The sequence below is a fragment of the Pseudomonas sp. A25(2017) genome (genome assembly GCF_002001065.1).
Classification (GTDB): Bacteria; Pseudomonadota; Gammaproteobacteria; order Pseudomonadales; family Pseudomonadaceae; genus Aquipseudomonas; species Aquipseudomonas kilonensis.
Map to the genome: position 1 here is coordinate 16859 of NZ_MUOA01000027.1, position 15055 is coordinate 31913.

Here is a 15055-nt window from a genome sequence, read left to right on the forward strand (position 1 = left end):
CCTGCGCTGCAGGTTATTACAGGGTTTAACAAGAAATCGCGGTGCACTCTATGGTGCCGCATTTGATAATGGTCAGCGCCGCTGATTCGATACCGAGGTTGTTCACCTGTGGGTAGGACTTTAGGTCGCTGTCGAAGTCACCAGGCATTGCCAATATTCGTTCGCTCATTATGTGTTTCCCTTTTTTGTTGTGCACGGGTTGAAGTGCGGGAAAACAGTAGCACGCTGTTGGTTTAACACAAATTTGTCGTTATAACTTTATGTTGCGGTTACATGTTGCTATAGGTGTATAAGTCAGTGTTCTCTAGTTGCAGTTCGACGGAGCTGGTGCGCGTTCTTGTCACCGCACCGACAAAAGTCTGTCGACCAGGATCACTCAAGGTCGATAGCAATGACTTCAATGATGAGATTCCCGGCTGGCCGCTCCCAAGTCACCTCATCCCCTGGCTTGGCCCCCAGCAACGCCCGCCCCAGCGGCGAGCCCCAGTTGATCAGCCCATTGGCCGCATCGGCCTGGTCTTCCCCGACCAATTGCACCCGCTGCTCATGATCATGCTCATCGACAAAGGTCACCCAGTGTCCGATTCGCACTTGATCGGATGAAGTCGGCGCAACGACCTGGGCGCTTTGCAGGCGCTGCGTGAAATAGCGCAGATCCCGTTCAAGGTCGGCGATCCGCTGCTTGTCGGCCAGTTCCCCTTGGCTCGCCGGCTGGCCGTGCAGCGCCTGCAACTCGGCGACCCGGGCCTGTAGCTGGGCCAGTCCGGTGGGTGTGACGTAGTTGGGTTGCGCGCTGACCTGGCGTTCGACCGGCTGGTCGGCCTGGGCAGCGGCGTTGTCTTCGTTGACGAAGGCGCGACTCATGGCGTTCTCCTCTAGTTGGAGTTTTGGCCATGATCGCAGGCTTTTGGTTTCGACGAATGTCTGTACGCGACTTACGGCGAGCGATAAGCCCGGGCGGCGTCCTGGTCTTTCTGTTGCTGCCAGGCCCGTTCACGTTCGTCCCAATGGCGTTCGCGATAGGCATTACGCTCTTCGCTCTCGCGCATGGCCTGGCACTGGCGGAAACCATCGCTCCAGCCTTCGGCGTAGCGCGGATCCTTGAGGTAACGCGGCACGTCTTTCCTGAATTGGCCGGTGATCACCCCGGCGGCTTGCCGGCCACTGCTGCAACCGTCGTCGTAGCCGTCGGCGAACGCTGGTGGATAACCCCGGGCGATCAGGTCTTCGTGGGTGGTTTCACAGCCACCGAGCAACATCAACACACTCAGGACCATTGCCGCACGCTTCATTTCTGCTTTCCTGCCGAATCCCGCTCATACAAGAAGTCTAGGAGTGGATTCGTCAGTAAGGCGTGAAAGCGCGGTGATTAATCCGTTCGTTGCGCCTGCCTTTGTCAGTAGTGGTACCACTTCACCTCGAGCATCACCTCGTTCTCCGGCGAGGCCAATTGGCTGAATTCTCGCTGGGCACTCAGGCGCAGGCCCAGGTTGCGGGACAATTCCCATTGCTGATTGAGGCTCAGGCTGCGACGCACTTCGCCGTTGACGAAATAATCACCCTTGGCTTCCAGGCTCAGGTTGCCCAGCGGGTTTTTCCACAACACACCGCTGTTGAAACCGGCAGCCGGGGCGATGAATTGGGCGAAGTCGTTGTTGTGCTCGACCCGCACCGTGCCCAGAGCAAAGCCCAGCACCTCTTCGCCCAGCGCCCAGGTGCCACCCGCGCCGCCGTTGACGTGGCTGACCAGGGTTTCGTCGTCGTGTTTGCCTGGCACCCGCTCCAGGCCGCCGGTGACCTGCCAGGACAGCGGTTGCAGCAGCTCGTTGCGTGGGGTCAGGGAGCGAATGGTCGCCAGGTCCAGTTGTTGCACCTGCCAGTCATTGCCTTCGTACTGGCGCAGTTTCAATTGCAGGATTTCGATCTGTGCGCCCAAGGGGAAGCTCTCGACGTTGTCGTTGAGATCGTGATAGGCCATGCGCAAGCCATACTCACCGAACGCCCGGTCGCCTCGCGTGCCGAGGCCGGCCTGCCAGGTGCGCGATTGGTGACCGTCCTCGGGCAGGCCCGGTTGCGGGATATCGAGCTCCGGCGCGGGGTTCTGATTGATCGCCCGCAACAGTTCGAAACTGCGCTGGGAGCGCTGCGGATCGCGCTCCTGGCCGTTGGCGCGATAGCGCTCCAGGCGATAGGCCGCATCGATGACCAGCGCCTGGCGTTTGCGCGGCAGCGCCTTGAAGCCGGGGGCTTGCAGTTGCTGCTGGTCGGCGCTGACTTTCAGTACCCATTGCTGTTCATCGTCGCTGAGCGGTTCGGCGCGGCTGAGCAGTTCCCGTTCACGGGACGGTCGATACTGGATGCTTTCCACCAGGCCAGCTTCTTTCACTGCCTTGACGGTGTCGGTGGGAATCGCGGTCAGCGGGAACTGTTCAGTCAGGCGCAGGCTAGGGCGAGCCACTTGCAGCAATTCGAGCAGGCGATAGGAGCAGTTTTCGTCGAAGAAAAAATAGTCGAACTGAATCTGCTTGAGTTCCCAGACGTGCTCGACCATGCGCTCGGTTTCCGCCTGGCTCAGGTTCAGGCGATATTCCCACAGGTCGCGGTTCTCCAGGCTACGGTACTCGGAGAGTTTTTCCTGGTACGGCACCAGGGCGAACAGGCCGGGATAGCCGCCCATCAGGCCCTTCCAGGCATAGAGGATGCTGTTGTCCGAGCCTTCGATGTAGGCGCCGAAATTGATCGCATAGCTGAGCAGGGCGGTCTTGTCGCTTTGCACATCGGCCTGGTCGATGCGCAGCAGGGTGTGGCCGAACATCGAGGAGGGACTGTTCAGGTACGCAGCGGGGAAGATCATCACCGCGCTGTGGGGCGAGACGTCCTTGAACCATTGGTTGAAGTCGCTGCAGTCAACGGCCGGCAGATCCGTCAGGTTGAGCTGGGCCTTGAGCCAGCGCGTTCGCGCCGGGTACACGCACTGGGCATGCTGCTGGCCGGCGCTGGCCGGGCCGTACAGGGCTTTTAGCGTGGCGCTCAGTTCACGCTCGGGATGTTCGTTGCCATCGGGCGCGAGGAAGAATTTCTTGTCGCTGATATAGCTGCGCCAACCGCCAAGCTTGGCGGTTTCGTAGTGGCCCAGGGAAATCCAGAAGCGGTCATTGGCCAGTTGCTGCAAACGTTGAGGGTCGACATGAGGCGCGGCGGACAGCGGGGCGCACACACAGAGCGCCAGCCAGGCAAGGCGTTTGAGCATAGTCGGCTACTTGGAAAGGCGAAAAATAAAGACCGAAGGGGCCCCAAAAAGAAAACCCGCTCCCCGAGAGGAGCGAGTGGTGTCGAGCTTAAGCTTGAGTGGCGTACTTGGCCAGGCGAGGATCGCTTTTCAGCACGGCCAGGGTGTTGGTATGCACGTCTTCGGCGGTCACGTCAGCCTTGCTGAAGATCTGCTGGAAGTGCTCGTGGGTGACGGCGGAGAAATGTGCGCGGTCTTCCGGCGCTACGCCCAGTACCACGGCGTAGGTGGTCAGCGCTTCGCCTTGACCCTTGGCCATGTCTTCGGACAGCTCGTTCATCATGCCATTCATGGCCAGCCAGGACTTGCCACCGTAGGTCAGTGCCGCGTTGGTCGAGCAACCGTTGGTGCCGGATGTCATGCCGAAGGTAGCGTTACCGGAAGTGCCGTTGGTAGTGGATGCCAGGAAGTGTGCCGGAGTGCCACGCTGACCTTCGAACAGCATGTTGCCCCAGCCGCAATCCGGGCCGCCCGGCGCCTGAGCCATGGCGTTGATGGATACAGCGGTGAAGAGAGTACCGAGAAGAATCCGTTTCATAGCTATGTTCTCTTTATGTGCATACCGATGGACAGGGTCTGGCACCTTCGTTCCTGTTGAGCTAAGCGCCAGTGGGCCGGTTATTGTTCCAGCCGCGCAGTTTGGAGTTTAGGCACGATCCTGGGGTTCCGTGACATTTTGCAAAAACATTGCTGGGGATCGCCTGTCTGCTGGGCCCCGCCCGAGGTTTTCCCATTGACTATGCTTTGGGCAGAGGCGCTCCTTGCCAGTCAGGTACAGGCAGCGCCAGAATGCCGCTATCTGCCCCGCCTGATGTAAGGAAGCCCGATGCCTGATCCTGTTGCTGCCAGCTTGCGTCTAGCGCCCGAAGCGCTGACCCGTCCGTTTTCCGCTGAACAGTTCAGCTTCTCTACCACCAATGATCTGGAGCCCTTCCGCGGTGTGCTTGGCCAGGAACGTGCGGTCGAAGCCTTGCAGTTCGGCGTGGCCATGCCGCGCCCCGGTTACAACGTATTCGTCATGGGTGAGCCCGGCACTGGCCGGTTTTCGTTCGTCAAACGCTACCTCAAGGCCGAAGGCAAGCGCCTGCAGACCCCGGCGGACTGGGTCTACGTCAACAACTTCGATGAGCCCCGCGAACCCCGTGCCCTGGAGCTGCCGTCAGGCACGGCCGGTGCTTTCATCACCGACATCAACGGCCTGATCGACAACCTGCTGGCGACCTTCCCGGCGGTGTTCGAGCACCCGTCCTATCAGCAGAAGAAAAGCGCCATCGACCGCGCCTTCAACCAGCGCTACGACCGCGCCCTGGATGTGATCGAGCGCCTGGCGCTGGAGAAGGATGTCGCGCTGTACCGTGACAGCAGCAACATCGCCTTCACGCCGATGAGCGAAGGCAAGGCCCTGGATGAAGCGGAATTCGCCCAGTTGCCGGAAGCCGAGCGCGAGCGTTTCCATGAGGACATCTCGGGCCTGGAAGAGCGCTTGAACGAAGAGCTCGCCAGCCTGCCGCAATGGAAGCGCGAGTCCAGCAACCAGTTGCGCCACCTCAACGAAGAAACCATCACCCTGGCCCTGCAACCGTTGCTGGCACCCTTGTCGGAGAAATACGCAGAGAACGCTGCGGTCTGCGGCTACCTGCAGGCCATGCAGGTCTATCTGCTCAAGACCGTGGTCGAGCAATTGGTGGACGACAGCAAGACCGACGCCATCGCCCGCAAGCTGCTGGAGGAACAGTACGCCCCGAGCCTGGTGGTCGGGCATCCGTTCAGTGGCGGCGCGCCAGTGGTGTTCGAGCCGCACCCGACTTACGACAACCTGTTTGGTCGCATCGAATACAGCACCGACCAGGGGGCGCTCTACACCACCTACCGGCAGTTGCGTCCGGGCGCCTTGCACCGGGCCAACGGCGGTTTCCTGATTCTGGAAGCGGAAAAAATGCTCGGTGAGCCGTTCGTGTGGGATGCGCTCAAGCGTGCCCTGCAATCGCGCAAGCTGAAAATGGAATCGCCGTTGGGTGAGCTGGGTCGGCTGGCCACGGTGACCCTGACGCCGCAGCACATCCCGTTGCAGGTCAAGGTCGTGATCATTGGCGCCCGCCAGCTCTACTACGCCTTGCAGGACCTGGATCCGGACTTCCAGGAAATGTTTCGCGTGCTGGTGGATTTCGACGAAGACATCCCAATGGGCGACGAGAGCCTGGAGCAGTTCGCCCAGTTGCTCAAGACCCGCACTTCGGAAGAGGGCATGGCGCCGCTGACCGCCGACGCGGTGGCGCGCCTGGCGACCTACAGTGCGCGTCTGGCCGAACACCAGGGGCGCTTGTCGGCGCGCATCGGTGACCTGTTCCAACTGGTCAGCGAGGCGGATTTCATTCGCCAACTGGCCGGTGACGAGATGACCGACGCCGGCCACATCGAACGCGCCCTCAAGGCCAAGGCCACCCGTACCGGGCGTGTCTCGGCGCGAATCCTCGACGACATGCTCGCCGGGATCATCCTGATCGACACCGCGGGTGCGGCCGTGGGCAAATGCAACGGGCTGACGGTACTCGAGGTCGGCGACTCTGCGTTTGGTGTACCCGCGCGGATTTCCGCCACGGTGTACCCGGGCGGCAGCGGCATCGTCGACATCGAGCGGGAGGTCAACCTCGGCCAGCCGATCCACTCCAAGGGCGTGATGATTCTGACCGGTTACCTGGGTAGCCGTTATGCCCAGGAGTTCCCGCTGGCGATCTCGGCCAGTATCGCGCTGGAGCAGTCCTACGGTTACGTGGACGGCGACAGCGCGTCCCTGGGCGAGGCGTGTACGCTGATCTCGGCCTTGTCGAAGACGCCGCTCAAGCAGTGCTTCGCCATCACCGGCTCGATCAACCAGTTCGGTGAAGTGCAGGCGGTGGGCGGGGTCAACGAGAAGATCGAAGGCTTCTTCCGCCTCTGCGAAGCCCGTGGGCTGACCGGTGAGCAGGGGGCGATCATTCCCCAGGCCAACGTCGCGACCCTGATGCTCGACGAGAAAGTGCTGGCCGCCGTGCGCGCCGGGCAGTTCCACGTCTATGCCGTGCGCCAGGCCGACGAAGCCCTGAGCCTGCTGGTGGGCGAGCCTGCCGGCGAGCCGGACGAAAACGGCGAGTTCCCCGAGGGCAGCGTCAACGCCCGCGTGGTGGAGCGGCTGCGGGTGATCGCGGAGATGATCAGCGAAGACGACATCAAGGAAGCGGAAAAGGAACTGGCGCAGCAGGCTCTGGCGGAGGCCAAGCCGGCTTGATGTTTTCCTGACCGCCGCAAGCCCTCCTGTGGGAGCGAGCTTGTGGGAGAACAGCCGTGGGAGCAAAGCCTGTGGGAGCAAAGCTTGCTCGCGATAGCGTTTGTCCAGTCAACAGAAATGTTGCATGTGACAACCCCATCGCGAGCAAGCTTTGCTCCCACAGGCTTGCTCTCACAATCAATGTTTTGTGGATTATCACTAAAAAACGCCACCACTTTGGCGTCAATATTCACACTGTGACCGCTCGGCGTATTCTGGTCTCGAAAGTCCTTGCGACCGGAACTTTTCTTCTATCCTCAGCTCAAGGATAACGAGAGCCATCATCGGATCGAAACAGCCTCTTCCCGAGACTGAAATACCGGATCTACCGAGGGGCGCCGCCATGTCGCGCAACCTTTGCCTCACTCGTCAATGCCTGGGCCTTGTCACCCGTATCGAATGCGCCATCCGCCCCCTGGCGGGAGATACCGGTATGTGGACCTTGCTCTTCGCCGCCGGAATGGCTGGCGAACAACCCTCCGCCATCAAGGCCCAGGGGCCATTTCCCGGCCCGACTGCCGCCGAATCCATCCTCGATACCATTGTGCAAAGCCTGACCTTGCACGGCTATGAGCTGGCCGACGACCCGCAGATCTGGTCCCTGCACATGCAAGCCCAACTGCGTGAAATCAATGGCGGCCGTTGTCGCAATGTCGGCGGTTTCGAATTTCGTCCGCTGCATTGAAGGCCATCACCGCACGGGCACCGGCAGTAAAGTTTTGACACAAGGGCAGGGACCAGGGAGGGGCCCGGCATTTGTGGGGCCGGTCGTGGCTGATATACTCGCCGCGATTTTTCAGCCCAGGTGTGAGATTCAATGGAACGCTTTATCGAAAACGCAATGTACGCCTCCCGTTGGCTGCTGGCGCCGATCTACTTCGGTCTGTCCCTGGGCCTGCTGGCCTTGGCGCTGAAATTCTTCCAGGAAGTCTTTCACATCATCCCCAATGTGTTTGCCATGGCCGAGTCCGAGCTGATCCTGGTGCTGCTGTCGTTGATCGACATGGCGCTGGTGGGTGGCCTGCTGGTGATGGTGATGATTTCCGGCTACGAGAACTTCGTTTCGCAGCTGGATATCGCCGACGACAAGGAAAAGCTCAACTGGCTGGGCACCATGGACTCTTCGTCGCTGAAGATGAAAGTCGCTGCCTCGATCGTGGCCATTTCCTCCATCCACCTGCTGCGCATTTTCATGGACGCCAAGAACGTCGATCCCGAGCACCTGATGTGGTACGTGATCATCCACATGACCTTCGTGGTCTCGGCATTTGCCATGGGCTACCTGGACAAACTGACCAAACACTAAGGTCCGTTCACCGCGCTGGCGCAACGCCCGCCTGTAGAATTGCAGGCGGGCGTTGTCGTTTCTGGCGGCTTGCTTTGACGCAGGGTGCTCGTCACCCGTGGTGGCATCTGTGCTAGTCTGCTCGCCCTTTTGGTTCCGGGCGCTCCGGGAGGCGCTGTGTCACGCACGGCAACTCTCGAGCCGTCCGCACAGCGGAGCAGCATCATGTCCGAAGTTAACCTGTCCACCGATGAAACCCGCGTCAGCTACGGCATTGGCCGTCAGTTGGGCGACCAACTGCGCGACAACCCGCCACCGGGCGTGAGCCTGGACGCCATCCTGGTCGGCCTGACCGACGCGTTCGCCGGCAAGCCAAGCCGCGTGGGCCAGGACGAGATGTCCGCCAGCTTCAAGGTCATTCGCGAAATCATGCAAGCCGAAGCCGCTGCCAAGGCTGAAGCCGCTGCTGGCGAAGGCCGTGCGTTCCTGGCCGAAAACGCCAAGCGTGAAGGCATCACCACCCTGGCATCCGGCCTGCAATTCGAAGTGCTGACCCAAGGTGAAGGCGCCAAGCCGACCCGTGAAGACCAGGTGCGTACCCATTACCACGGCACCCTGATCGACGGCACCGTGTTCGACAGCTCCTACGATCGTGGCCAGCCAGCCGAATTCCCGGTAGGCGGCGTGATCCCAGGCTGGACCGAAGCCCTGCAACTGATGAACGCCGGCAGCAAATGGCGCCTGTACGTGCCGAGCGAACTGGCTTACGGCGCTCAAGGCGTTGGCAGCATTCCACCGCACAGCGTGCTGGTGTTTGACGTCGAGTTGTTGGACGTACTGTAAGACATCAACGCTTAAACAGACTTTTGTGGGAGCGAGCCTGCTCGCGATGGCGGTCAGTCAGTCGATATCGATGTTGAATGACACACCGCTTCGCGAGCAGGCTCGCTCCCACAGGGTTTGATGCTTCATCCGTGGAACCTGCCGCTGAAATCACCCGTCGGGCGCAACGCCCTGGCGTAGCAGAACAGGAACAGATTGCGCACCAGCTCCTTGAGCACCAACGGTTCGCTGGAATTGAGGCTGTTGAGGTCCAGATCCCCCTGGTCCTGCAGCTCGTTCAAGGCTTCTTCTTCAAGCACCGCACAGACTTCCCCGGTTTCCCGATGCAGGATCCTGAGGTAGGGATGTGGGCGGTCCAGCCAGGCATCGATCAAATAAGTCATGGTTCTCATCTCCTTGATGGGGTTCGATGAGAATAATTCTTATTCGCTAAATAGCAAGTCTCTATTGGCCTTGCGATTGTTTTTCTGACGATGGGTTATGGCAGCTCAGGACGGCTGGCACTTGGCTAATGTCCGAGAAATGGGGGCGAAGCGCAGAGGGCGAAGCTCCATCCCACACGCGGGGCGTGGGATGGAATACAGCAGAATCAGACTTTTCTGACGAACTCGGATTTGAGTTTCATCGGGCCGATGCCGTCGATCTTGCAGTCGATGTCGTGGTCGCCATCGCACAGGCGGATGTTCTTGACCTTGGTGCCGACCTTGACCACCAGCGACGTGCCCTTGACCTTGAGGTCCTTGATCACGGTGATGGTGTCGCCGTCCTGCAGGACGTTGCCGACCGAATCTTTCTTCACGGTATCGTCGGGCGCCGCTTCAGCTTCGCCGCTGGCGGACCATTCGTGGGCACACTCCGGGCAGACCAGTTGGGTACCGTCTTCGTAGGTGTATTCGGAATTGCATTTCGGGCAGGGAGGCAACGTGCTCACTAAGGTTCCTTGGGTATCAGGAGGGCAAAAGGGCGCACATTATATAGGGTTTTGTTGCGAAAGAGGGCGGTGCTGCGTTTGGAGATCTTACGGCGAGGGATTTGTGGGAGCAAAGCTTGCTCGCGATGGCGGCGATGCGATCCTTCAGAGACCGAGTCGCCGGTATCGCGGGCAAGCCTTGCTCCCACAAAAAGCCCCTTGTGGATCAGTGCGTACGCGCCACTGCAAACTCGCTCAGCTCCACCAGCGCATCGCGGTATTCGCTGGGCGGCAGGGCGTCGAGGCATTTGATCGCGCGGGCAACGTAGTCCCGGGCCAGGTTCGCGGTGTAGTCCAGCGAGCCGGAGGCTTCGACCGCGACACGGATGCTTTCCAGGTCTTCGATCCCGCCTTTCTGGATCGCCTGGCGTACCAGTGCTGCCTGTTCAGGCGTGCCCTCACGCATGGTGTAGATCAGCGGCAGGGTCGGCTTGCCTTCGGCCAGGTCGTCACCGACGTTCTTGCCCAGGGTCTCGGCGTCGCCCTTGTAGTCGAGCAGGTCGTCCACCAACTGGAAAGCCACGCCCAGGTGGTCGCCGAAGGTGCGCAGGGCTTCGCTCTGCTCGGCGCTGGCACCGGCCAGGGCCGCGGCGCTGTGGGTCGAGGCTTCGAAGAGCATCGCGGTCTTGCCGCGGATGACTTCCATGTAGGTTTCTTCGGTGGTGCTGGCATCGCGCACCTTGGACAACTGCAGCACTTCGCCTTCGGCGATGATACGCGTGGCCTGGGACAGGATTTTCATCACCGGCATCGAGCCCAGCTCGACCATCATTTCGAACGAGCGCGAATACAGGAAGTCGCCTACCAGCACGCTGGGAGCATTGCCCCACATGGCGTTGGCGGTCGAACGGCCACGCCGCATGCCGGACATGTCGACCACGTCGTCGTGCAGCAGGGTCGCGGTGTGCAGGAACTCGATGGTGGCGGCCAGCAGGCGCATGTCGTCGCCTTCGCGACCCAGGGCCTTGCCGCACAACAGCACCAATAAAGGACGCAGGCGTTTACCGCCAGCCGATGTGATGTAGTCGCCGATTTTCGATACCAGCGGCACTCGGGAAGTCAGCTGTTTCTTGATGATGCCGTCGACGGCGCTAAAATCGTCCGCCACCGCGCGGTAGAAAGCTTGGGGTTGCATCAGCGACAGGTGCTCCAGAAGGGTTGCGCGGCATGCTAGGACCCCCACCCAGGCCTGTCAAGGCGCGATGGACGGCTACTTGCAAGGCTGTTGCGCCTTGCGTACAATCGCGCACCCTGAACTTCCTGGGCAGCACCTGCCTTACGCAATTGCACCAGGGCCTTCCAGCCCATGCAGCCATGCCAGCCAATACCTCTTCTTATAAAGCGCTGGGTGAGCAGGATTATCGGAGAAATACCATGTCGTACGCAGTAATTGTTACTGGTGGCAAGCAATACAAGGTCGCCCCAGGTGAATACCTGAAGATCGAGAAACTGGAAATCGCTACCGGCGAATCCGTGACTTTTGATCGCGTTCTGTTGGTCGCCAATGGCGACGACGTGAATATCGGCGCTCCAGTCGTTGCTGGCGCTACCGTTGTGGCTGAAGTGATCTCCCAAGGTCGTCACGATAAAGTCCGCATCATCAAGTTCCGTCGCCGTAAGCACCACATGAAGCGTATGGGCCACCGCCAGTGGTACACCGAGATCAAAATCACCGGTATTCAGGCTTAATTTCAGCCTAATTCCTCACTAGGAGAATTGAACTCATGGCACACAAAAAAGCTGGTGGTAGTACCCGTAACGGTCGCGACTCAGAAGCCAAACGCCTTGGCGTGAAGATGTATGGCGGCCAGAAAATCATTCCGGGCAACATCATCGTGCGTCAGCGCGGCACCCAATTCCACGCCGGTTACGGTGTTGGCATGGGTAAAGATCACACCCTCTTCGCGAAAATCGAAGGCGTGATCAAGTTTGAAGTAAAGGGCGCGTTCAACCGCCGTTACGTGAGCGTTGTCGCAGCTTAATTGCGAGATCGCTGGAAAAGCCCTGTCTTGCGACGGGGCTTTTTCGTTTGTGGGGTGAGTCTCTTGCAAAACTGTTTGTATGGGCTGTCGGCGCTGCGGTTGGGGCGTGTCATCAGGTCGCTGCGCTCATTTTTGCAAGAGTCTTATGTCTTGTTTTTTTGGCTCGTCCGTATGGCGAGAGGCGTGTGTCATGAAGTTTGTTGATGAAGTATCGATTCGAGTAAAGGCCGGCGACGGCGGCAATGGTTGCATGAGTTTCCGTCGGGAAAAGTTCATTGAAAACGGTGGCCCGAACGGCGGTGACGGGGGCGACGGCGGCTCGATCTACATGCTCGCCGACGAAAACCTCAACACCCTGGTGGACTACCGTTACACCCGGCACTTCGATGCCGAGCGTGGCTCCAACGGCGGCAGCACCGACTGCACCGGCAAGAAGGGCGAAGACCTGATCCTGCGCGTGCCAGTCGGCACCACGGTGATCGATTCGGCCACCCAGGAAGTGATTGGCGACCTGACCAAGGCTGGTCAGCGTCTGCTGGTCGTCCATGGCGGCTGGCACGGCCTGGGCAACACCCGCTTCAAATCCAGTACCAACCGTGCGCCGCGCCAGACCACGCCAGGCAAGCCAGGCGAGCAGCGTGACCTGAAGCTGGAAATGAAGGTACTGGCCGACGTGGGCCTGCTGGGTCTGCCGAACGCCGGTAAAAGTACCTTCATTCGCTCGGTGTCGGCGGCCAAGCCGAAAGTGGCCGATTACCCGTTCACCACCCTGGTGCCGAACCTGGGCGTGGTCAGCGTCGACCGCTGGAAGAGTTTCGTAATCGCCGACATTCCAGGGTTGATCGAAGGGGCTTCCGAGGGCGCAGGCCTGGGGATTCGTTTCCTCAAGCACTTGTCCCGTACCCGTCTGTTGCTGCACCTCGTGGACATGGCGCCGCTGGATGAAACCAGTGCCGCCGATGCCGCCGAAGTCATCGTCAACGAACTGACCAAGTTCAGCCCGGCCCTGGCCGAGCGCGACCGTTGGCTGGTGCTGAACAAGTGCGACCAGATCCTCGAGGAAGAGCATGAGGAGCGGGTCAAGGAAATCGTCGATCGCCTGGAGTGGGAAGGTCCGGTCTACGTGATCTCGGCCATCGCCAAAGACGGCACCGAGCGCCTGTGCCACGACATCATGCGTTACCTGGAAGATCGCGCCGACCGCCTGGCCAACGATCCGGCCTACAAGGAAGAGCTGGCCGAGCTCGATCAGCGCATCGAAGACGAGGCCCGTGCCCAGTTGCAGGCGCTGGACGACCAGCGTGCCCTGCGTCGCAGCGGCGTCAAGTCGGTCCATGACATCGGTGACGACGATTGGGACGAAGAAGATGTGGATGACGAGGACGGTCCGGAAATCATTTACGTCCGCGACTGATCTTGTGCTGATGCCACTCAGCTGAAGCCAGTACCTGTGTGGGCGAATTTGTGGGAGCAAAGCTTGCTCGCGATAGCGGTTTGCAGTCAGCCAAGGTGTTGAGTGTGACGAGGCCATCGCGAGCAAGCTTTGCTCCCACAGGCTTGATCCCCCCAAGGATTCTCGGGTGGCTGGCATTAACTGGTCCAGTGCGGTGTTATCATCGCAGCCAGCCGGTTTCCAAGGCGCCGCTCATTCGAGCGGCGTTTTGGTATCTGTAAAACGCAAATACGAATAATCCCATGGGCGGCGCTGGGTCGCGCCGTTCGCTGGCAAAGGTTGAAGATGATGCGGAGCAAGGTGACGGGTGCGCAGCGCTGGGTCGTGAAGATCGGCAGCGCACTGCTGACGGCAGATGGCAAGGGCCTGGACCGCCAGGCAATGGCGGTGTGGGTTGAGCAGATGGTGGCCTTGCATGAGGCTGGCGTCGAGCTGGTATTGGTCTCTTCCGGGGCTGTGGCCGCCGGTATGAGTCGCCTGGGCTGGACGTCGCGACCCAGCGCGATGCATGAGCTGCAGGCTGCCGCCGCCATCGGCCAGATGGGCCTGGTGCAGGCTTGGGAGTCGAGCTTTGCCGAGCACGGTCGCCATACGGCGCAGATCCTGCTGACCCACGATGACCTGTCCGACCGCAAGCGTTACCTCAATGCCCGCAGTACCTTGCGGGCATTGGTAGAGCTGAAAGTCATCCCGGTGATCAACGAGAACGACACGGTGGTCACCGACGAGATCCGTTTCGGCGATAACGACACCCTGGCCGCGCTGGTGGCGAACCTGGTGGAGGCGGATCTGCTGGTGATTCTCACGGATCGCGACGGCATGTTCGATGCCGATCCACGCAACAATCCCGATGCCAAGCTGATATACGAAGCCCGTGCCGATGATCCGGCGCTGGACGCGGTGGCGGGTGGCACGGGCGGTGCGCTGGGCCGTGGTGGCATGCAGACCAAGCTGCGCGCCGCGCGTCTGGCGGCGCGGTCCGGGGCTCACACCATCATCGTGGGTGGGCGCTTGGAGCGGGTGCTGGATCGCTTGAAAGCTGGCGAGCGCATCGGCACCTTGCTCTCCCCGGAGCGCGGCATGTTGGCGGCGCGCAAGCAGTGGCTGGCTGGGCATCTGCAGACTCGTGGCACCTTGGTACTGGATGCCGGTGCGGTGACGGCTCTGTCCCAAGGCAACAAAAGCCTGCTGCCAGTGGGGGTGAAGCTGGTCCAGGGCAGTTTCCGTCGCGGCGAAATGGTGGTGTGCGTGGCTCCGGACGGTCGTGAGATCGCCCGCGGCCTGGCCAACTACAGCGCACTGGAAGCGCAGAAAATCATCGGTCAGTCGTCTGATGCGATTGTCGGTCTGTTGGGTTACATGGCGGAGCCCGAGCTGGTTCACCGTGACAACCTGATCCTCGTCTAAGGAAAAATCATGGGTTTGGCAAAAGGATTGATCGGCTTGCTGCTGGCTGTGCCGCTGCTGGCTTCGGCCGAAGAAATTGGCCAGGTGTCGACGGTGTTCAAGTTTGTCGGGCCCAATGACCGGATTGTGGTCGAGGCGTTCGACGATCCCAAGGTGGATGGCGTGACCTGTTACCTGTCGCGGGCCAAGACTGGCGGTGTAAAAGGCGGCCTGGGCCTGGCCGAGGATCGTGCCGAGGCGTCCATCGCCTGCCGCCAGGTGGGGCCGATCAGCTTCAAGGGTGAGCTCAAGGACGGCGAAGAGGTGTTCCGCGAGCGCACTTCACTGGTGTTCAAGACCATGCAAGTGGTGCGATTCCTCGACAAGAAACGCAATACGCTGGTGTACCTGGTCTACAGCGATCGCGTGATCGAGGGCAGCCCGCAGAATGCGGTGACGGCGATTCCGATCTTGCCTTGGCGTTAAGTAGCGAATGATGGGCGAGCCGATCGGCTCGCTTTTTTTATCTCCATGGATGTGTTG

Annotated in this window: 16 protein-coding genes; 9 read left to right on the forward strand and 7 right to left on the reverse strand. The window is 60.5% G+C overall.

Translation table 11 applies throughout. The features are described 5' to 3' along the window. Window positions 1-372 precede the first annotated feature (372 nt). The 4 genes from B0E42_RS01095 to B0E42_RS01110 all read right to left on the reverse strand — a co-directional run bounded on the left by B0E42_RS01095 (window position 373) and on the right by B0E42_RS01110 (window position 3827). Complete coding sequence (locus B0E42_RS01095) at window positions 373-864, reverse strand: GreA/GreB family elongation factor (RefSeq protein ID WP_053189883.1); 492 nt, start codon at window positions 862-864, stop codon at window positions 373-375. Between the two features lie 71 nt (window positions 865-935). After that, window positions 936-1292, reverse strand: a complete 357-nt coding sequence (locus B0E42_RS01100) for a hypothetical protein (RefSeq protein WP_077505318.1) — start codon at window positions 1290-1292, stop codon at window positions 936-938. 104 nt (window positions 1293-1396) lie between these two features. After that, window positions 1397-3250 (reverse strand): DUF4105 domain-containing protein, encoded by a 1854-nt coding sequence (locus B0E42_RS01105; protein WP_018601019.1) that lies wholly within the window; start codon window positions 3248-3250, stop codon window positions 1397-1399. A gap of 88 nt (window positions 3251-3338) precedes the next feature. Further along, on the reverse strand, window positions 3339-3827 hold the full coding sequence (locus tag B0E42_RS01110) for a DUF3015 domain-containing protein (protein ID WP_003185616.1): 489 nt from the start codon (window positions 3825-3827) through the stop codon (window positions 3339-3341). A gap of 288 nt (window positions 3828-4115) precedes the next feature. Between B0E42_RS01110 and B0E42_RS01115 the strand changes: the two genes are divergently transcribed. From B0E42_RS01115 to B0E42_RS01130, 4 genes are all read left to right on the forward strand, one after another. Continuing rightward, a complete protein-coding gene (locus B0E42_RS01115; RefSeq protein WP_014340288.1) occupies window positions 4116-6554 on the forward strand; it encodes a Lon protease family protein in 2439 nt (812 codons plus the stop codon). A 382-nt stretch (window positions 6555-6936) separates the two neighbouring features. Further along, entirely contained in the window at window positions 6937-7278 is a 342-nt protein-coding gene (locus B0E42_RS01120) for a hypothetical protein (protein WP_013694243.1), read from the forward strand. A gap of 132 nt (window positions 7279-7410) precedes the next feature. Further along, window positions 7411-7899, forward strand: coding sequence for a TIGR00645 family protein (locus tag B0E42_RS01125; protein ID WP_018601016.1), 489 nt, complete (start codon window positions 7411-7413; stop codon window positions 7897-7899). A 204-nt stretch (window positions 7900-8103) separates the two neighbouring features. Next, window positions 8104-8721, forward strand: a complete 618-nt coding sequence (locus B0E42_RS01130) for an FKBP-type peptidyl-prolyl cis-trans isomerase (RefSeq protein ID WP_024617322.1) — start codon at window positions 8104-8106, stop codon at window positions 8719-8721. 125 nt (window positions 8722-8846) lie between these two features. On the opposite strand, the gene B0E42_RS01135 is transcribed toward B0E42_RS01130, so the two are convergent. The 3 genes from B0E42_RS01135 to B0E42_RS01150 all read right to left on the reverse strand — a co-directional run bounded on the left by B0E42_RS01135 (window position 8847) and on the right by B0E42_RS01150 (window position 10826). Further along, window positions 8847-9104 (reverse strand): hypothetical protein, encoded by a 258-nt coding sequence (locus tag B0E42_RS01135; RefSeq protein WP_003205743.1) that lies wholly within the window; start codon window positions 9102-9104, stop codon window positions 8847-8849. A gap of 206 nt (window positions 9105-9310) precedes the next feature. Then, window positions 9311-9652: a zinc ribbon domain-containing protein YjdM gene (locus B0E42_RS01140; protein ID WP_018601013.1), complete on the reverse strand. Its 342-nt coding sequence runs from the start codon at window positions 9650-9652 to the stop codon at window positions 9311-9313. A 205-nt stretch (window positions 9653-9857) separates the two neighbouring features. Further along, complete coding sequence (locus B0E42_RS01150) at window positions 9858-10826, reverse strand: polyprenyl synthetase family protein (protein WP_018601012.1); 969 nt, start codon at window positions 10824-10826, stop codon at window positions 9858-9860. 239 nt (window positions 10827-11065) lie between these two features. On the opposite strand from B0E42_RS01150, the gene rplU reads away from it, so the two are divergent. From rplU to B0E42_RS01175, 5 genes are all read left to right on the forward strand, one after another. After that, window positions 11066-11380, forward strand: a complete 315-nt coding sequence (gene rplU, locus B0E42_RS01155; RefSeq protein ID WP_003176051.1) for a 50S ribosomal protein L21 — start codon at window positions 11066-11068, stop codon at window positions 11378-11380. A gap of 35 nt (window positions 11381-11415) precedes the next feature. Next, a complete protein-coding gene (gene rpmA, locus B0E42_RS01160; protein ID WP_003176049.1) occupies window positions 11416-11673 on the forward strand; it encodes a 50S ribosomal protein L27 in 258 nt (85 codons plus the stop codon). Between the two features lie 190 nt (window positions 11674-11863). Then, window positions 11864-13087: an Obg family GTPase CgtA gene (gene cgtA / locus B0E42_RS01165; RefSeq protein ID WP_018600990.1), complete on the forward strand. Its 1224-nt coding sequence runs from the start codon at window positions 11864-11866 to the stop codon at window positions 13085-13087. A 327-nt stretch (window positions 13088-13414) separates the two neighbouring features. Further along, a complete protein-coding gene (gene proB / locus B0E42_RS01170; protein WP_018600988.1) occupies window positions 13415-14533 on the forward strand; it encodes a glutamate 5-kinase in 1119 nt (372 codons plus the stop codon). A gap of 9 nt (window positions 14534-14542) precedes the next feature. Then, the gene (locus B0E42_RS01175; protein ID WP_003205733.1) at window positions 14543-14998 is read left to right on the forward strand and encodes a CreA family protein; all 456 of its coding nucleotides are present in this window, start codon (window positions 14543-14545) and stop codon (window positions 14996-14998) included. Window positions 14999-15055: the final 57 nt, after the last annotated feature.